At 32.1% G+C, this 19818-nt stretch carries 16 protein-coding genes; 12 read left to right on the plus strand and 4 right to left on the minus strand.

Going from position 1 to position 19818, the window contains the following annotated elements; all coding sequences use genetic code 11:
* The first annotated feature begins 94 nt into the window (after positions 1–94).
* The 10 genes from ACNH59_RS07890 (at position 95) to ACNH59_RS07935 (ending at position 8534) form a co-directional block, all read left to right on the plus strand.
* On the plus strand, positions 95–472 hold the full coding sequence (locus tag ACNH59_RS07890) for a GxxExxY protein (RefSeq protein WP_418262006.1): 378 nt from the start codon (positions 95–97) through the stop codon (positions 470–472).
* A gap of 214 nt (positions 473–686) precedes the next feature.
* A complete protein-coding gene (locus tag ACNH59_RS07895; RefSeq protein WP_418262007.1) occupies positions 687–1445 on the plus strand; it encodes a cyclase family protein in 759 nt (252 codons plus the stop codon).
* Between the two features lie 8 nt (positions 1446–1453).
* Positions 1454–1816, plus strand: a complete 363-nt coding sequence (locus ACNH59_RS07900) for an MmcQ/YjbR family DNA-binding protein (protein WP_418262008.1) — start codon at positions 1454–1456, stop codon at positions 1814–1816.
* Positions 1817–1941: 125 nt separating this feature from the next.
* Positions 1942–2352, plus strand: a complete 411-nt coding sequence (locus ACNH59_RS07905) for a response regulator (RefSeq protein WP_418262009.1) — start codon at positions 1942–1944, stop codon at positions 2350–2352.
* Between the two features lie 231 nt (positions 2353–2583).
* Positions 2584–4881 (plus strand): PAS domain S-box protein, encoded by a 2298-nt coding sequence (locus ACNH59_RS07910; RefSeq protein ID WP_418262010.1) that lies wholly within the window; start codon positions 2584–2586, stop codon positions 4879–4881.
* 2 nt (positions 4882–4883) lie between these two features.
* On the plus strand, positions 4884–6017 hold the full coding sequence (locus tag ACNH59_RS07915) for an FIST signal transduction protein (RefSeq protein WP_418262011.1): 1134 nt from the start codon (positions 4884–4886) through the stop codon (positions 6015–6017).
* A complete protein-coding gene (locus tag ACNH59_RS07920) occupies positions 6017–7054 on the plus strand; it encodes a sensor histidine kinase (protein WP_418262012.1) in 1038 nt (345 codons plus the stop codon). The genes ACNH59_RS07915 and ACNH59_RS07920 overlap by 1 nt, the downstream gene beginning before the upstream one ends.
* Entirely contained in the window at positions 7041–7358 is a 318-nt protein-coding gene (locus ACNH59_RS07925) for an Hpt domain-containing protein (protein ID WP_418262013.1), read from the plus strand. The genes ACNH59_RS07920 and ACNH59_RS07925 overlap by 14 nt, the downstream gene beginning before the upstream one ends.
* 13 nt (positions 7359–7371) lie before the next feature.
* Positions 7372–8085 (plus strand): LytR/AlgR family response regulator transcription factor, encoded by a 714-nt coding sequence (locus tag ACNH59_RS07930; protein WP_418262014.1) that lies wholly within the window; start codon positions 7372–7374, stop codon positions 8083–8085.
* A 104-nt stretch (positions 8086–8189) separates the two neighbouring features.
* The gene (locus ACNH59_RS07935; protein WP_418262015.1) at positions 8190–8534 is read left to right on the plus strand and encodes a hypothetical protein; all 345 of its coding nucleotides are present in this window, start codon (positions 8190–8192) and stop codon (positions 8532–8534) included.
* 518 nt (positions 8535–9052) lie between these two features.
* Here the strand turns inward: ACNH59_RS07935 and ACNH59_RS07940 are convergent.
* On the minus strand, positions 9053–11113 hold the full coding sequence (locus ACNH59_RS07940) for a tetratricopeptide repeat protein (protein ID WP_418262016.1): 2061 nt from the start codon (positions 11111–11113) through the stop codon (positions 9053–9055).
* A gap of 349 nt (positions 11114–11462) precedes the next feature.
* Here ACNH59_RS07940 and ACNH59_RS07945 point away from each other — a divergent pair, with 349 nt between their 5' ends.
* Both ACNH59_RS07945 and ACNH59_RS07950 read left to right on the plus strand, forming a co-directional pair.
* Complete coding sequence (locus ACNH59_RS07945) at positions 11463–12704, plus strand: sugar isomerase (RefSeq protein WP_418262017.1); 1242 nt, start codon at positions 11463–11465, stop codon at positions 12702–12704.
* 48 nt (positions 12705–12752) lie between these two features.
* Positions 12753–13937, plus strand: a complete 1185-nt coding sequence (locus tag ACNH59_RS07950; protein WP_418262018.1) for a glycosyltransferase — start codon at positions 12753–12755, stop codon at positions 13935–13937.
* Here ACNH59_RS07950 and ACNH59_RS07955 read toward each other — a convergent pair.
* From ACNH59_RS07955 to ACNH59_RS07965, 3 genes are read right to left on the minus strand one after another with little or no spacing between them, the layout of a single operon-like run.
* On the minus strand, positions 13934–15487 hold the full coding sequence (locus tag ACNH59_RS07955) for a glycoside hydrolase family 2 TIM barrel-domain containing protein (protein ID WP_418262019.1): 1554 nt from the start codon (positions 15485–15487) through the stop codon (positions 13934–13936). The two genes, ACNH59_RS07950 and ACNH59_RS07955, sit on opposite strands and share 4 nt — an antisense overlap.
* Positions 15474–16706 (minus strand): hypothetical protein, encoded by a 1233-nt coding sequence (locus ACNH59_RS07960; RefSeq protein WP_418262020.1) that lies wholly within the window; start codon positions 16704–16706, stop codon positions 15474–15476. Before ACNH59_RS07960 ends, ACNH59_RS07955 begins: the two co-directional genes overlap by 14 nt.
* Entirely contained in the window at positions 16706–19795 is a 3090-nt protein-coding gene (locus ACNH59_RS07965; RefSeq protein ID WP_418262021.1) for a hypothetical protein, read from the minus strand. Before ACNH59_RS07965 ends, ACNH59_RS07960 begins: the two co-directional genes overlap by 1 nt.
* Between the last annotated feature and the right edge of the window lie 23 nt (positions 19796–19818).

Here is a 19818-nt window from a genome sequence, read left to right on the forward strand (position 1 = left end):
AGGAAGAGGATAATACTAGTTAAATGTGAGATGTATGGATTAACCGCTAGGTTCGCTAATGTTTACGCAAGGAGCGCAAAATTTTTACTCGATTATGACAGAAAATGAATTATCCAAGATTGTGTTTGATTGTGCTTTGAAAGTACATAAAGCTCTAGGTCCTGGTTTACTTGAAAGTGCATATGAAGAGTGTTTGTACTATGAATTGAAAAAAAATGGATTAGACGTTGTTAAACAAAAACCATTGCCATTGGTCTATGAAGAAGTTAAGTTGGAAATTGGTTACAGAATTGATATTATCGTGGAAAATAAATTGATTCTGGAAATAAAATCGGTAGAAGTCCTGAATGAAGTTCATTTTGCTCAATTGTTGACCTATTTGAAATTGACAGATTGTAAATTGGGCTTACTAATCAATTTTAATGTTGTATTAATCAAAAATGGAATAAAACGAATTGCAAATAATCTTTAGTGAATTTTTTAATCCTTGTGTAAACCTTTTCTAACTTAGTAATTATATAATTCGAATAGTAATAATAAATTTTTATTGAGAGCTTTACGTAAGCCTTTGCGCCCCTGCCTGTCGGCAGAAAGGTTTGCAGTAAAAAAAACATTAGTAATTAGTAATAATAATTTTCATTGCGAACTTTGCGTAAAACCTTTGCGCTCATTGCGGTTAAAAATATATGATAACAACAATAAACAACATCCAAGTCGATTTATCAAAGCCCATTGATATTTCAATTCCGATTACCAATACGGATGAAAATCCTATTGCTTGGTATTTAGAAAAACCAAGTATTGAACCGGTACGTGTGGGAGCATGGGTTGGCAAGGTTTCAGAAGGTGAGTCATCGACCAATTTTAATAACATTCAGTTCAATCCACACAGTCACGGTACACATACTGAATGTTTGGGACATATTACTGAGGATTTTTATAGTGTCAATCAAGCCTTGAAAACTTTTTTCTTTTGGGCAGAATTGATTTCGGTTCCTTTGACCATTAAAGGTGATGACTTTGTGATTACCCAACTAGCGATTAAAAAAGCATTGCGAGGCAAAACCCCAGAGGCTATTGTTATTCGGACTTTGCCCAATGATGCTAGTAAACTTTCAAAAAAATATTCCCATACCAATCCGCCCTATATGACGGAAGAAGCTGCGAGTTTCCTTTGCGAAATCGGAATCCAACATCTTCTAATCGATTTGCCAAGTGTGGACAAAGAGCATGATGAAGGAAAATTATTGGCACACAAAGCTTTTTGGAATGTGAAAAATGTACAGCAACTAAATACTGATGCACGCTTGGACGCCACCATCACTGAAATGATTTATGTTTCAGATGAAGTGCCAAACGGAACTTATTTATTGAATTTACAAATGGCCTCATTTGAAAATGATGCAAGTCCTAGTAAGCCTGTTTTATATGCAATTAAAAGTTAAAGTGAAAAATGAATTTAGAAACTTACTATGAATATTGTTTGTCAAAAAAAGGAGTGACGGAACATTTTCCTTTCGATGAAAATACTTTGGTGTTTAAAGTGGGTGAAAAAATGTTTGCACTAAGCTCCTTGAAGCAATGGGAGGAAGGCAACCCTTCGGTAAACTTAAAATGCAATCCTGAACGAGCTCTTGAATTACGCGCTGAGTTTGGTGCCGTTCAGCCTGGCTATCATATGAGTAAAGTGCATTGGAATACAATTAGTTTTAATGAGGATGTTTCTGATGAAATGATGAAAGAACTAATAGATCATTCTTATGATTTGGTTTTTAAAAGTTTAACTAAAAAAAAGCAAAAAGATATTGGTCAATAGTTTAATTCGTTCGTCGATACTTTTCGTCTTTTCAGCTTAAAAATTTGATATAATAACGATTAATGTGTCGTTTTATTCGAAATTAATGTTAATTTTATAGTTTAACTTTTATCCAAAAAAACAATATGAGAGCATTAAACATATTATTAATAGAAGATGATGAGATTGAAGTAATGAAATTCAATCGTGTGTTAAATAATATGAAAAGCAACCATAAAATTATTGAAGCTAATAATGGTGAAGAGGCTATTGAAATTCTCAAAGAAAAGGAAATCGTTCCTGATATAATTGTTTTGGACTTGAACATGCCTAAAATCAATGGAATAGAGTTTTTAGGAATGCTAAAATCTGATGAGTATTTAAAGTATATTCCTGCCATCATATTGTCCACCTCAAGTAATCATAAAGACATTTTAGAATGTTACCGAATAGGTATTGCAGGATATGTAATTAAGCCCTTGAAGTATGAAGATTATGTAGATAGAATTCAAAAATTAATTGGATATTGGAGTGTAAATGAATTAATTACCAATTAATAATTTTTGAGATGTTTTTTTGATAGGAAGGCCTAAAGTTTATGGATTAATGATAGTCTTTCTAAAAGGTTATTTTTTTTTTGAATATTAATTAGCCTTTTTAGTATGAAAAAGATTCTCGATATATCAATTTTAAAATGAAATTCTAATGTTAGTTTTTTGTTTTGTTTTTTCAAAAACAACAGCAAAGTTAGTATTAGCAGGAATGTTTTGTGATAAAACGGTTAGTATATGGCAATGATAACTCTCAATTTTGATGAAAAAAAATTAAATAAATTATTTCCTTTTTATATTTTAATTTCTTCTGATTTTTATATACAGAGTTTAGGTACTAGTCTTACAAAGCTATGTCCCAATTTAAAAAAAAACGAATCTTTTTTTGCTAATTTCGAAATTGAGAATCAAGATGGCCAGCAATCTGATTTTGACACAATCATCGCTAATAACAATCAATCAGTCGTACTTAAATATATAAAAAAAGACCTTCTCTTCAAAGGTCAGTTATTGTCGGTCGGCAATTCCTTGCTTTTTGCGGGTACTCCATGGTTTACGTCACTAGACGCTCTTATTAATGAAAACTTGTCTTCTGATGATTTTGCATATAATGATCCTTCATTTGAATTGTTAAAAGTGCTTAGTAAGTCTGAAAAAAACACAGAAGAACTAACTTTATTGTTGGAGTTAATAAGCAGTCAAAAAGACGAATTAAAAAAAGATAAAGAAGAGCTTAATAGACTTTCTTATGTAGCCAGTGCCAATAAAAATGGTGTTGTTTTTACAAAATTAGACGGGACTATATTTTGGTGTAATGATTCTTTTTTAGATTTAACAGGTCTATCTAAGTCAGATGTAATTGGTAAAACGCCTATCGAAGTAGGGAGGACAAAGGAGACTAGTAAAGAGGAGCTTAGAAAAATGATTGATGCTTTTTTTGCTGGAAAAGCATTTGAGGTAGAGCTCTTGCATGCTCATGAAAGCGGTATCCCGTTTTGGTCACGCGTGAAAGGGCAGCCTATTTGTGATGTCGAGGGGAAAGTATCTCAATATTTTGCCATATTAGAAGACATCTCTTTTAAAAAGCGTTATGATGAGGCCATTCAAATGGAGAAAGAAAAATACCGTAGTATTATTGCTAATATGAATTTGGGTTTGCTTGAGGTGTCATTAGATGAAACTATTACTATGGTTAATCAGAGTTTTATAGACATGTGTGGTTATGATAAATCAGAGTTAATAGGGACTAAAGTAGATGGTCGTTTTCTCTCTGAGGAAGCTAAGGCTTTGATTCATGAAAAAGTAAAATTAAGAAACGAAGGTAAAACCGACTCTTATGAAATAAAAGTTTTTAATAAGAATAAAGAAAAAAAAACATGGTTAGTGAGTGGTGCCCCTCATTACAATCATAATGGAGAAGTGATTGGTTCAATAGGGATTCATCTAGATATTACGGAGCAAAAACAACAGGAAGAGCAATTGTATTTACTATCATTAATTGCAGAGAAAAATATTAATGCCGTAATAATCTGTAATGCAGCAGGTGAAATAGAATGGGCAAATACGAGTTTTTTAAAAATGTCCGGTTATACTGAGGAAGAGATTGTAGGTAGAAAACCAGGAAGTTTACTTCAAGGTCAAGAAACAGATCCTAAAACGATTCAATATTTAAAAAATCAAATAGCTAATGGATTGCCTTTTAATTGTGAGATAATAAATTATTCTAAAACCAAAAATAAATATTGGGTTCGTATTCAGGGACAAGCATTATATAATAAAAAGGGACAAATTTCACGATTTTTTGCCATCGAAGAAGATATAAGTACTCAAAAAGAACTAGAATCCCAAAAAGAAAATCTATTAATAGATTTGGCCAAAACCAATAAAGAATTAGAAGAATATGCTCAGATTGTGTCTCACGATTTAAAATCACCTTTGCGAAGTATTAATTCTTTAATATCTTGGATTAAAGAGGAAAACCTTGAAAATTTTGATGAGCAAACTATGAAGTATTTTTCATTGATGGAAAATAAAGTTGAAAAAATGGATCATCTTATTGAAGGTATTTTAACGTATTCTAAAATTGATAAAGGAGAAGTTAAACAAGAAAGAGTGAATACTAATGAGATAATCAATAGTATCATTGAGATTATCCATTTGCCTAAACACATTACCATAACTGTTCATAATGAATTACCCATACTCCGAGCAGATCGATTTAGGATACAACAATTGTTTCAAAATCTAATAGGAAACGCGGTTAATTATATTGACAAGGATGTTGGACAAGTGGAAATTGCTTCAGAGGAATTTGATTCTCACTATGTTTTTTCAATTAAAGACAATGGTGTGGGAATGAAAAAAGAAATCCATACTAAGATTTTTGAAACCTTCCAAGCGTTTACTAATAGCAAACACTCAACAGGTTTAGGATTATCAATTGTAAAAAAAATTGTCGAGTTATATAAAGGTGCTATATGGCTTGAAAGCGAAGAAGGTATTGGGACTACATTTTTTATTAAACTAAACAAATAACTATGAAAGTTGTTCAAGCTTATAAAAAAGCAAATACGAATTGGAGTTATTACCAAGATAAAATCATGCTTAACAATCCTTTGGTGTTGGTTTTTGGTAATCGATATTTATTAGAAGACCCAAATATTATTGCTGATATCCGAAAAGAATTTCCTTATGAACACCTTGTTTTTGGTTCTTCTTCGGGGGAAATTATTTGCTGTAATGTAAATGATGAAACAATCTCAGTGAGTGCTATAGAATTTGAAAAAAGTACCTTTGTTATTGAAAATGAGAATGTAATAGATTATAATAAAGATGCTAAACAATTAGGTGAGGTTTTGTATAATAAAATACCAAAAGATAATTTAAAACATTTATTTGTTCTATCGGAAGGTAGTTTTGTAAATGGTAGCTCTTTGATTAATGGATTAGAATCAGCGATTGATTCTTCTATATCAATCACAGGGGGTATGTGTGGGGATGATGATCGTTTTGAAAAAACTGTGGCTGGATATAAAGAAAATCCAAAAGAAGGTGAGGTTGTTTTGATAGGGTTTTATGGGAAGAGTTTAGAAATATCGTATGCTAATTATGGCGGATGGGTGTCATTTGGGCCGGAAAGGGTGATTACAAAATCAGAGGCAAATATTCTTTATGAGATTGATGGGCAACCGGCGTTAGATTTATATAAAAAATACCTTGGAGATAAATCCAAAGAATTACCCCAAGCGTCATTATTGTATCCTTTAAATGTGACTCCAGCTGAAAAAAGTGAACCTGTTGTAAGGACAATTTTAAATATTAATAATGAAGATCAATCGATGATTTTAGCAGGTGATGCACCTGTAAATTCTCGTGTTCAATTGATGATGGCATCAGTAGATGGTATTGCTGAAGGTGCTCAAAAAGCAGCTATTTGTGCAATGAAGGATAGAGAAAATCCACCTGAAATAGCCATCTTGGTTAGTTGTATTGGACGAAAATTAGTAATGAACCAACGTGTAGAGGAAGAAGTTGAACAAGTGCGTGACGTGATAGGCGAAAAAATCCCAATGACAGGATTTTATTCCTATGGAGAAATGGCGCCTTTTAACGGAAGCAAATCATGTGAACTTCACAATCAAACAATGACTTTAACCTTAATTAGTGAATAATGAATTCATTATTGAAGAGACAAATTGAAAAAAAACTCAAAGGAGGACTAAATGATTTAGATATCTTTTTGGAAGCCGTAAATGAATCCTATGAAAATTACGATAGCCAAATAGAAATGTTGCAACGTGCAATGAGAATCAGTTCGGATGAGTTATTTGAAGCAAATAAAAAATTAAGAGATGAGGCCGAGAGCCTCAAGGAAGTTAATAAAAACTTACAATTTATCCTTGATTCCATGAATCTTGATAGTAAAATGAATCAAAAATCAGAAGATTTTGATTCTCATGAATATATCAAGCAGCAATCCATTGAAATCGTTAAAATCAATAGACAGAGAGAGGAATTATTGGCTAACTTAGAAAAGCAAAATCAGGCATTGAATGAATATGCACATATGGTTTCACATGACCTTAAAGCGCCTTTAAGAAGTATTGATACGCTTATTAACTGGTTTATTGAAGATAATGTTGAAATGATGAATGAAAATAATTTAAATTCATTGAATAAAATATTATCAAATGTAGAAAAGATGGATTTGTTAATCAAGGGAATTCTGAATTATTCCTCTGTTCAGGATCAAAAATCAGAAACTCGATTAATTGATCTTGATCTTCTTACTAAAGAATTGATACAAACGATGGCTATTCCAGCTCACGTTGAAGTGCGTTTTGATAGTTTGCTACCTAAAATTCATGGTAATGACTTTAAATTTAAACAATTATTTCAAAATCTGATTCAAAATGCCATTAAGTTTAATGACAAACAAGATGTTAAGATAGCAATTGGTGCTAATGAAAATGAAAACGAATTCCTGTTTTATATCAAAGATAACGGTATTGGAATTCCATTAGTTTATCAAACAAAGATTTTTAATATTTTCTCCAAATTGCACAATGATTCTAAATCATCTGGAATAGGACTGTCAATTGTTAAAAAAATCATCGAATTTCATCAAGGAAAAATTTGGCTTGAAAGTCAAGAAAAATTTGGTACAACTTTTTATTTTACAATACCTAAACACTATGGAACAGCCTAATCTAGATTATATAAACCAACTTTCAGGTGATAACGAAGAATTCAAAAATAAATTGATTGGTATATTGAAAAAAGAATTACCCTTAGAAATCGCTGGTTACAAAAGTGATCTTCTAACGGATGATTTAGCTCTGGCCTCTCAATCTGTTCACAAAATCAAACATAAAGTTTCTATCCTAGGTCTGGAAAAAAGTTATTATATTGCTTCAACTTATGAAAATAATTTGAAGCTAAACTCTTTTGATTTGAAAGATGAATTTGAAAACATTTTAAAGATTATGCAGGAGTATGTTGATAGCTTGTAAAACCTTTTGAAAAATGAATTGCATTATTGTCGATGACGAGGAAATGGCTAGGACAATTATGGCCCAATTTATTACTAATCATACTGAGATAACCATAGCGGGAGAGTTTCCTAGTGCAATTCAAGCTATTAAATACTTGAATCAAAATCCAGTTGATTTGGTTTTTTTAGATATACATATGCCTAACTTTACTGGGTTTGATTTTATTCAAACCATTAAAAATCCGCCTCATATTATTCTTGTAACCTCTGATCGTGATTTTGCAATTGAAGCATTTGAATATTCTTGTATTGTGGATTATCTAGTTAAACCTATTACTGAAAACCGTTTTTTGAAAGCAATAAAAAAATTAGATACAATACATATCCCTATTACTGCAATATTACCTGATGAAAAACGAGGTTTAGCTGATAATGGTGGCGATTTTTATATAAATGTGGATAGACGTTTTATAAAAATTGAATATTCAACTGTCAGTTTTATTGAAGCTAAAGGGGATTATATACGAATCAAAACGGACTCCCAAAACTACACAGTACATTCGACTCTAAAAAAAATTGAAGATAAATTACCTAATAATTTATTTGTGAGAGTACATCGCTCATTTATTATTAACATTAGGAAAATTATAGACATTGAAGATAATAGCGTTTTAATTGATAAAGATGTAATACCTATTAGTCGTAGTAATCGTAACGAATTACTAAAAAGAATTAATGTTTTGTAATTAATATAAATCTTACTTTTTATAACTTTTTGTGCATTTGGTCGGTTATTTAGTGTTTTTTGACTGGTTTTTTGTATTTTAGTGTTGAACTAAAACGAAAAGCTATGGAAATTAACTTTACCTCAAAAAATGTAATAGATAATAAATCCTTTCTTGAAGACATTTCTGGGTATTATTTGATTTCCTTAAAATGGTCCATGTTAAATGATCCATACATTACATTCGTACGACAAAATGCATTAGCATATTGTTACGATATAAACTGGGCTGGTCCTCTGACAAAATTTGAAATTGATAGAGTGGTTAAAAGTGAAAAAATTATTGTAATATCACACCAAACAATAAACAAGTATATTGTAAAAGTAAATGATAAATTATTTTTACCCAATACAATTGAAGTTCGAAAACTTATCGGATTAAAAGATGATATGTTTCAGATGGCAAACTAATACTTTGTTATAGAACACAATTCAAACTGGATATTGCATGAATTTTAGGATTCTATTTGACGTTACTACTAAATTAATTTAACCTGCCAACTTAGGAGCCTTTCTTAATAGTTTTCTTGTGGTGCTTTTTTTTGGCTTTTATTCTCCAATTTTAATAAGCAAATCTTTTTATTAAAATGTTCATCCTTACATTTGGTTTGTTCATCGATAGAAAAACCTATTCTGTCTAAATAAAAATTATGGACTGTAGTTTGTTTGTACCTTTCAATCATAAAATAGATTAGTATTCACTATGGATAGTTTAAGTGCTATTCCACATCAATAATATTCATAGTGAATAGTAATTGGATTTTATATTCTCTGACTTCAATTTTTTATAATAAAGACAAACAAACAATTCCAAAAACAAATATATTGTTATTAATTGTTTAGTTGGAAAAGGCTGCTACCACGGGCAGTCTTTTTTAAAGAAAAAAGCTATTATTTTTTGTAATAGCTTTTTTTTGTTTTTAGGTGAATTATTTTAGTTTAAAAAAAGGTTCTTTAGTTAGGTTCCATTTTAATCGTAGCCCAAACTCGTTAAACGTAAATCCCGCTGCTGTTGTTGATGCTATGTTACTTCGGGTTCCATAGAGATTTGTTAATAATCTTTCGTTGAATTTATAGCCAATTTTAGCTTGAATACGATAGGTCCATTGTTTGCTGTTGTCTTCAATAAATTGAAACCCTGTTGCTAAATTGGCATTGTAAAACCAAGAATGAGAGGTTGTGATTTTTTCGTCTTTTAATAGTTCTAAAAAAAGTTCTATTGCATTGAATTTTTTAGGACTAAAATAGTCCTCAGGAACGCGATTCTTAAAAGAAATGTATTGATAGTTAAAACCTCCTTTCAAGACAGGATTGGTCATAAAATTATAATAAAAGGACGTAAACAATAGGTTTCGGTTGTTATTATCAGTTTGTGAAGTAAAAAAATACTGTGTAAACCACCCAAAATTGAAATTTGTACCCAAATTGTAATTCAAATAATAATTATTTGTAGCTATTTGTTTATCAATCAAGTCAGAATTAAAATTTTGCATTTCTCTCTTAAAACCCACTTCTAAATCTTGAAGTTTTAGAGGTTTCGTTTTGAAAAAAGTATGAATTAATAATTCATTGTAATTAGTAGTGGCTGAATTAGCTGCATTGATACCAGCCTCAAAAACATAATTTATTTTTGGATGTAATTGGTAAGCTACTCCTAAAATAAAATCATTACTTCTTGCACCTACATTAGTTTTTTGATTTTCTGTTTTACGATATTGATAAGTAGTGTTTATAGTCCATCTAGTTGCTAAAGGGATATTAAGTGAAGTTTTAGAAGCAAGGGCAGTATTATCACCGTTATCAAATGAATAACTCAGTTTTTCTTCTACAAAAGGGGTGAATTCTTCGTTTAGTTTTTTAATAAAATTTAGAGCATCTCCTTGGTTGTTAAATATACTTAAAGTTGTGAGAGCTGCCTGATAGGCATCAGATTTTCTTCCTGATGCATAGTAGGCGTTTGCAATCCCTAGATTTCCATCGAATGATTTACGGTCATTTTGTAATATGTTTTGATAATGAATAATACTCTCTGGGAAATCACTTTTGTAAATAGAAAGTGTAGCTGCTAGTGCTGACACCCAGTTTTGATTTGGGTATTCATTTTGTAAATAATTGATTTCTTGAGCCGCTTCTTTATATTTTTTGTTCCAAATTAAGGCTTGAACATAACGCTCATGGGTTTGTTTTATTAGGTTTTCGTCTGTAATCTCTTTAGATTTTTTAAAAGATGCAATTGCTAATTGAAGGGCTTTTTTTTCTTTTTTGTCAAGGTGTTCTAATAGTGATAATCCGTTTAGTGCTAGCAAGGGATTGTCTTTTGAAAGTAATTGGTAAACGGCTTTTCCTTTCTCAATTTCTTTCATAATTAGGTACATATTGGCCTTATTCATTAAGGTTTCTTTGTCCAAAGGGAAATCAACTAAAATTTCATTATATAAGGTATCGGCTTGGGTAAATTTTTTTTCATTAACATATTGGTAGGCATATCCTAGTTTGATGTACTTTCTTGAAACTAAGGCGCCAGGATTCGCTGGTGATAATTCCAATGCTTTATTAACATTTTTCAAAGCATCTTCGTATTCTTTTAAATTGGATAAGGTATTTGCAAAACCTAAATGGGCTACAAAATTAGTTGGGTTTTTGGTTACCAGAGTATTATAAAATGCTTTTGCTTCGGTATATTTTTTATTCCAAAGTAAAGATTCAGCATAGTTCAATTCAATTTCTAAATCGTTAGGAAATTCATTTTTTAGTTCAATGAAGTTTTCAAGTGCTTTTTCGGCTTGTTGATTCAGTCCTATGGCTCGGGCATAACAAATACGGGCAGTTTTGTTTTTAGGAAATTCTTGTAAAATACTTTTAAAAAAAACTTCTGCTTGAGCGAATTCGCCATTTTCAAGATGACCAAATCCGACTTTCATATCCTGAGCACTCAAAGTGGTTCCAATAAAAAGAAGTCCGAGTAAGAAAATCAGCTGTATTGCTTTCATAGTTATTCAAATCTGGGGTTTGTGGTGGCAAGTTAAGGATTAAATCGTAATATTTCATCTACAGAAACGGTTCGTTCGTCTAAGTTATAGTACCGAAACCGCATTAAAAATAGATATTTGTGAGGAAACCAAGGATGAATTGCAATTGGACTTGAGGTTGGCATTAATGAGGAGGATATTTTTTTGGCAGAAAAAACCCGATTAAAATTTTAAAAAAATGTATATTTAGAAATTATAGACTGGTCTATCAATACGGTGAATTTTTTGAAAAATACCGATGAAGAAATTCAAATCCTATCGAAGCTAAAATCATGATAAAGCGTTTATAAACAATATTTTACAGATGAAGATGTCTCCCAAACTATTTTCTTCTATTTCAAAAAAAATAGGACCTGAACAACTTTTTATGTTGACTATTTTACTAGTCAATGGTGGTAACTATCTCTATAATTTATTGTTGGGGCGCATATTAGGACCTTCGGAATTTTCAGATGCAGCTATATTAATTACGCTCTTATTGATTTTATCTTTCGTAGGGATGACATTTCAAATCGTGGCTGCAAAGTACGCTGTTCTTTTTAAGGAAAATGAATTGTTAAGTTTTATTAGGTTTATTAGTAAGTATGCAGCATTTTTGGGGGGCTTTTTTGGAATTGTCATCATGCTATTTTACCAAGAATTACAAACGCTTTTTCATACAGAGACCGCTTCAATGTTTTTTATATTTGGAATTGGGATTCCATTGTATTTTATGATGAGTGTTAATCGAGGATTGTATCAGGGTACAAACGTATTGAATAAACTTGCTACGACCTATCAAACTGAAATGGCAAGTAGGTTGATTCTAACGATTGTAGGGCTATTATTATTTCCTAATTTCCCAAGTTCAATTGTAGTAGCATTAGGGATTTTATTATCCTTCGTTTTTGGCGTTTTCCCATTTCAAACTATTATTTTTAAAGGTTTAAAAAGGGCGCATTCAGCCGTAATTGACACTCGATCAATAACTACTTTTTTTGCACTTACCGCCTTTTATGAGTTAACTCAAATCATAATTAATAATAGTGATATAATTCTAGTTAAGCATTTTTTTGACAATCAACAAGCAGGATTATATGCTTCGTTGGCTTTGATAGGTCGTGTGGTGTATTTTGTAGCTTGGATGTTTGTGATGCTCTTATTGCCCAAAGTGATTCAAATGAAAAAAGACAATCAAGATACACTCCCCGTTTTGTTAAAATATGTTGGTTATATTGTTATGCTTTCGTCGTTGATTGTTGGATTTACTGCGTTGTTTCCTGAGTTTGTTGTATCTGTTATGTTTGGAAAACAATATGTTTCTATTTCTTTTTTATTATGGAAATACGCTTTAGCAACTTCTCTTTTTGCAGTTGCCAATATTTTTGCCTACTACTATCTTTCACTCAATCAGTATTTACCAGTGGTAGTTTCAGCGGTGTTAGGTACAACTCAAATAGGATTGATTATTTTAAATCATGAAACACTTGAACAAGTTGTCCACATGCAAATTATAGCCATGGTGCTTTTGCTTTTTTTTCAACTTTGTTTTTTCTTTTATAAAAATAAATAGTATTAAAATTCTTAGTATATTTAAGTCCCCAAACCAAATTTGATAAATATGAAAATAGCTGTAATAACTGCTTTTCCACCAAGTAAAGTGACTCTTAACGAGTATGGTTACCATCTAGTTAAAAATTTTGTCCAAAAAAAAGATGTCACAGAGGTAGTGTTATTAGCTGATCGTACCGCTGAGCCTAAAGAACTTGATTTTGAAAATAGCCATAAAGTAAAAGTGAATGAATGTTGGTCTTTTAATAGTTATAGTAATTTATGGTCAATTAATAATGCTATCAGGGAGGAAAATCCAGATGCCGTTTTAATTAATTTACAGTTCATGAAATTTGGTGACAAAAAAATACCAGCAGCTCTTGGATTAATGATGCCTATGGTTTTGCGCATGAGTGGTGTGCCGACGGTTTCATTATTACATAACATTCTGGAACAAGTGGATCTAGAAAGTGCTGGTTTTACTAAAAATAAACTAGCTCAAAAGATGTATAACTTCATAGGGACTACTCTTACTCGATTTATATTAAGATCTGATGTAGTTGCTGTTACGATTAGTAAATATGTTGCTGTATTAGAAAATAAATACCATTGCAATAATATTAAAGTAATCCCCCACGGAACTTTTGATAGTATTGAGGAACCCTCTTTTGATTTAGTCCCAGGACCCAAGAAAGTTATGGCTTTTGGAAAATTTGGTACTTATAAAAAAGTTGAAATTTTAATTGAGGCTGTAATTCGTATGAGGCAAAAGTCATCTGAACCTATAGAAATTGTTATTGCAGGTACAGATAGCCCTAATACGCCCGGTTATTTGGCATCGGTTCAACAAAAATACCAAGGGGTCGAAGGCATTCATTTTACAGGTTATGTGGATGAGAAAGATGTACCCAAAATTTTCAATGATTGCACTCTCGTAGCCTTCCCATATACTTCTACAACGGGAAGTTCAGGGGTGTTGCATCAAGCTGGAAGTTACGGCAAAGCTGTAGTGATGCCTGATTTAGGAGATTTGGCTTTACTAGTTGAAGAAGAAGGGTATAAAGGTGAGTTTTTTAACCCAGAAAGTGCAGAGTCTTTAGCGCAAGCAATTGAGAAAATAGTTAATAATGATGCGTATCGAAAAGAAATTGCAATTCAAAATTTTAAGGCTGCCAGCGCATTATCTATGGATAAAATTACTGACATGTATAAAGATACTTTTGATAAAATCATTCAATTAAAAAAAAGTATCTAATTAGAAATATACTTAAAAGCGGGTTTTTTGATGCCTTTTTCATCAATGAACCCGAATTTTTTTTGTCTTGTTTTTTGCCATGGCCACTTTCCTGCTACTTGATCGGGAACATGTGGAAAATCATAAAGTGTCCAAGACAGGTAAGAGTAGTTGTTTTTTTTGAAATAAGTTTGCATTTTTTGATGATAAGAAGCTTGTTTTTCCAAACTTCCTTCCCATAAGTTCCATATACCTCCGTAGGAAGGTATGCCGTATTCTTCAATTACGACGGGTTTTTTTGTTTGTTTGAGTAAGTCATTCGTTTCATATTCTAAATGCTGCATATCATTGTAAAAATGATAGGAAATAAAATCTAGTTTTGAGGCTAAATAAGTAGCATCAACCGAGTTAGACCAGCCAATAGTTACTAAATGATTGGGGTCATTTTCTTTAATAACTGCAATCATATGATCTAGCCACTGAAGAACATTGTCTTTATCCCTACTTTCAAAATCCAAATTGGGTTCGTTTTTAATATCCCAGCCTAAGATAGCTTTGTGTTCCCTAAATGTGCTTACAATTTGTTCAGCATGACGATGAGTAAGCGTCCAGCTTGGAATTGTGTAATCGCTATAAAAATCGAATAAGGTCACTATGACCGCTAGTTTTTTTGCTTCAGCCAAGTCTAAGAGTTTTTTTAATTTTTCTAATTTCAGAGCATTAACCTTGGCTTTGCCAAAATCTTCGTATTGAATAAATATACGAATGGTGTTGAGGTTGGCTTGTTTTATTATGTCAAAATCATGGGCTAGGGTATCTTTATTGAAAAATTCACCAAAGGTGTCCCAAGCTGAATTTTTAGGGTAATAATTAATTCCTTTGATGATGTAAGGGAGTTTGTTTTTTAGGATTTGATGTGCTTTTGTGGTGTAAACAGGTTTGGACTTAAGGCTGTCTTTTTTAAAAGCCTCGGCTTCCATTTTCACAAGATGACGCACTCTCCAAAAACCGTCTTCTAAGAGCATCATCACTCGATAGGTTGCTGTGTCCTGAATAGTGGTTAGGACATGATTATTTTGAGAAATTTTTTGAAATTCCACTACATTTTTATCTGTAAATACGACTTGTTGGCCATCTTCACTGTAGAATTCTAGCTCAGGAAAGTGCTTCAGGGTAGTACTTGAAATGGCAATTTGGTGTAACTGATTGTATTTTATAGTTCGGTATAGATTTCTTCGGGTATTTTTGGTATAAAAATCTTCAATCCCTTTTTTTGTATTTTTCTCAAGGGCGTTATTTTTAACATACCAGGAAAAGAGATAATCTCTCTCAATCTTGTGTAGGGTGTTTTTTTCCATTTTTCGCGCTGGATTCTCTATTTTTTTCCACACGACTTTGGGCAAATAAGTATCTTCACTGTTGAGTTCTAGATGAAGCATGCTGCTCCGGTCTGCTCCGGTGTTGAGGTATTCTAAAATGCGATTAACTCCTAATAAGCTCAAGAGGCTAATCAAAACAAAGAGAAGGATAAGCGCAAAGCGATACATGTTTCGATTGTTAATGAATTTCATAGGATATAATTTTTGTTTTTTGAGTAATGCCTAAAGTGGTGATTTCAAATTGATATTGTTTTTCCTTGTAAAAAGAGGGGGATAATGTAAAACGAGCTTTGCCTTCGTAGCTATCTACTTGTTTGGTTTCGATAACTTGGTTGTTATGTATGATTTTCAATTCTACTTTGATACCATTAGGTACAATTTGATTCATAAAACTAGTAAGGGGCCCTACAGTAATAGTTCGGTTATTTTTTGAAAAAGTATAGGGGAATTTTTCAATTAATGGTTTATAATTAATGGTAATAGAGGGGCTTTCTGCAATACCTGTTACGTAGGCCTTTATTCTATAGGTTTCTTTGTGGTCAGGATGCAATATTTGACCAATGGCAACTCCGTTAATAGTGGCAGCATAGGTTTTTAAGACAATATTGGAACTGTTTGTAATATAAAAAGTCACTAATGTGCCATCACTCACCTGGTTTCCGTACTGGTCAGTAATGCTAGTTGTAATTAGTTTTGTAATTTGATTTCCGTCAGCAAAATCATGATTTCGTTCATACCGAATGTTAAAATCAGTTGCTATAGAGGGGTAAATGTCGGTTTCAATTTCTCTGGTAGAGGTTTGTTCGCATTGTGAGGAGACCAGCATCTTTCCTGCTTGTGTTCGCGAATAAATGTTTTTCCAAGCAATGAAGTGAGCTGTTTTTATGGATTCAGTGGTAGTGTTTTCTAAAAATTGGTCTTTGATCAGAACTAAGGTGTTGTCCTCTTTAGGATTGTCATAGCCATCAGTAGGGACGGTAACAATCATTGTAAAGTTTTGATTTCCAGTTAAGATAGTTCTGGGGCCTAAATAATTTTCGATTTCTGTTTGAGTGTTGTTATTAGGTGTTATTTTAAAATTCCCAAAACTTTTTTTTTCAGAATTACTAATCAAATACCAATTGACGTTTCCTGTCTTTTCAGTAAACAGTAAGGGAAGTTTAAAGACGAGTTTCCCATTTTCATTTTTAGCATTGACTATTATTTTAGAATAAGAATGAATGAGATACAAATCTGCCGAGGCAGTTTTTGATGAACATTGAAAGACTAACGTAATGGGATTACCAGCTACAAAACTCTTTGTGTTTTCAATTAATTTAAACTGAGCTGTTTTTTTAGTTGATTGTATTCCTGCAAACACAAACAATGTAAAAATAAAAAAAGGCAATATGTAGAAACTTATTTTTTTCATTATTTAGGATTACCAATATAGTTATTCATTTCGACTTTAATATAACTAAATCCTTTTCCTTTTAGGCTTTGTAATTGGTCTTTAGCATGTTGGTGGTTTCTGTTGGGGACTATCGTTCTCGCTAGAGCACCATTTGGTAATCCATTTACAAAACAATTTTGAAGAGAAGACTGTATGAGTTCGCATTCTGTTAGATCTAATAATTTGTAATCAAAATATTGTTTGCGTTGTACTCGTATGCCTTCGCGAAGGAAGTAGTGGTCTACATATATCAATTCTTTGTTTTGGTTATAATAAGAAATTAATAATTCAGGCACAGTAACTTCTTGGATGCCATAATTAAATAAAGTGCCTTTGAGATGATAGTTTTGAATAGTTAAATCAGATAAGGCCACTTGGGTGTAAAAATCGGTAATGGCCACATTTCCGGCAGATTGGATGTCAAAATTAGTTGGTTTTTCACTAATATCTTTTGGAGAAAATTCGTTTGGATTAAAAGTAGGAGGACGTACGACATCTTTCTTAATCCAAGCAATTTCTTCAAAATTAACCCTGTAACTTGTGATTTCTTTGGGCATTAATTTGTGTTTGATGACATATTTAGCATTAAAACTAGCCAATACTTCATCTTTCTTGTTGTATAAAGTTGATTTTAAAATTACGTCGGCAGGGCTGTTGTCAATATTTTGCAATTCGCCAATAATAATGTATTCATTTTTATATCGAATCAATTTAGCTGAAAGAATTTCAAGTTCGGGTTGTTTTAACACATCATCATGATAGGTTTGCTGTGTTGATATTTTACGGCGACCATGTTTGAAAAATTCAGTTGTGTTACTTGATAAAAATTGGTCAGGAGGGATATCTAAGTCCAATTTTTGAGGTAAAATGAACCATTTGCCATTGCGTTTAATTGCTTCGTGATAATAGTCTTTGTTGATAATTTCAAGTGGAGTAATCCATTTGGTTTTGGCAATTAATTCGGCTCTGTTTTCTGAACTCTTTAAAACTTTTACATCAATCGCATCTAATTTAGCATACGAATTCAAGATACCATCAGCTACTGAGGTTTCTAACATAAATTGCGAAATAGTTAATTTGCTTTCAGGATCAATAAACGAATGAGCTTTTTCATAATATTTAAAGTCTAATGCATCGTAATAAGAACGGACAACATTGACAGAACTAATTTGAGTGGCATTATGCATATAAAAATCATACAGATTATAGCCAATTAATCCAATTAAAAACAATGCCCATACATGAAGGATGACTATGATACGGGCTGAAAAACGCTTGTAGGGTATAGCAAATTTAAAAAAATCAGGTTTACTAAAATCTTTTACTTTTAAGGCCCTATAAAAAATGATTTGAACGTTTAAGATAAAAGCGATGATAATAGTTAAAAGTGGAATAATGCCCCACATTAATTTTTGGTAACGTGGCACATCTTCTTTAGGTAGTACTTTAGACAATGGGGGTACATTTAGTTTTTCCCAAACCATAATCCCATTTTCTAATTGTGACAGTCGGTGCCAGCCACAAAAGTAGAGGATAGGGTCGTAGAACTTATCATTAGAAAACACATATTTCAGGTTATATTTCTCGGGAACCGTTAGGAATTGTTGCAACGAACCAATACCTTCTAAACCTCTAAATTTTGAGTTTTCAAGTCTTTCAATTGCTCGGGAGGTCAATTCAGGAAGTCTCCGAGCTGAATGGTAATTACCATCAACTGTCATTGCTTTGGTCTCTGATGATAATGTAGCCATTTGATCACCAAAACCCAAAGGCAAATAGCGCCATTGGTCGTGTTGGTCTTGATTTAAAAAGTTTACAAGGGGTAAGGTGTTTATTTTTTGAGGCTGAAAAGGCCTAAAATACCCCAATGTTATAGTGAAAACTGCAAATAGTAAAAAAGAAACTGCAAATAAGGCACCCAATACCCGGTGATAGACTTCTCCTAAACTGTTTTGGATGGCGATTTTAAAATCACCCTCGGCTAATCTGTATGTAAATTCTCCAAAAATAGGTAAACTCATGATGGATGCCCAAAGTGTAAATCTGTCCAAAGTGAGTATGTTAAAAGCATTTTCACCTAATACTTTAATAGGAATAGGAGTAGTTCCTCCAGTACCTAAAATTGTCAGTAAGGTAATTGATAAACCAAAGCAGATGTATCTCTTACTGTAATAACGGTAAAAAATATAGGGCAAAATAAAAAATAATATTCCCCAGGGTATGACGAAAAACATTAATCCGGATGAAGTGACTTCTAGGAAATTATCTCGGCTGCCGTGTGGAATAGGTACTTGTGTAATGGGGTTCTTTTTTGAATTGACCCAGTAAGGAAAGATACAAAAAATGATTAATGCTAATGCTGGTAGGCCAAACAGTACAATACGCTTGAACAATGAGGTTAATGTTTGCACAAATAGTTTAAGTTTTACTTCTTTGTAAGAGTTTACCTTTTCGCGAGAAGCGTCCATAATAACCATTCCAATTAATGGAAAGATAAAAAAGACCATACCAAAAATGGGTGTAACATGATGAGATGTAATGGTAACAGCTAGTAGAGATAGCGCTCTAAAAAGATATTTGTATTGACCTGTTTTTATCCAAAGATAGATTTCAGGCATACAATGCATTAATATAGAAACACCTACAATACTTGGTAACTGTCCAAAAATATGAAGCGTTTCGACAAATGAGGAAGAATATACTGAAACTAATGCGGCATAACCCGCCACCTGACGATGACCTGTCATCATTAAGGTGTAGCGATATACTCCAGTGATAAATAAGACAATTGCAATGATGGCTACAGTAAATAAACCAAATTTTAATCCGCCAACTAGCGATAATAAGCCAATCACTTGATGTACTAACGGAGGATAACCCATTACAGTAAATCCTGTATACCAACTGTAATTCCATGGTTCAAACCAGCTTGTAGCATAATGGTTTGCAAAAAACATATGAATTAAGGCATCATAAGTGCTTTCTAGTGTAAAAAAGATGGCACTTGAGTGAAAGACAACCCCAATAAGTAAGGCAACGATTAAATATTTATTTGTTTTTTCTTTCACAAAAAATAGGGATTGCTTAATAT

The sequence above is a fragment of the Flavobacterium faecale genome (assembly GCF_048320115.1).
Taxonomy (GTDB): Bacteria; Bacteroidota; Bacteroidia; order Flavobacteriales; family Flavobacteriaceae; genus Flavobacterium; species Flavobacterium faecale_A.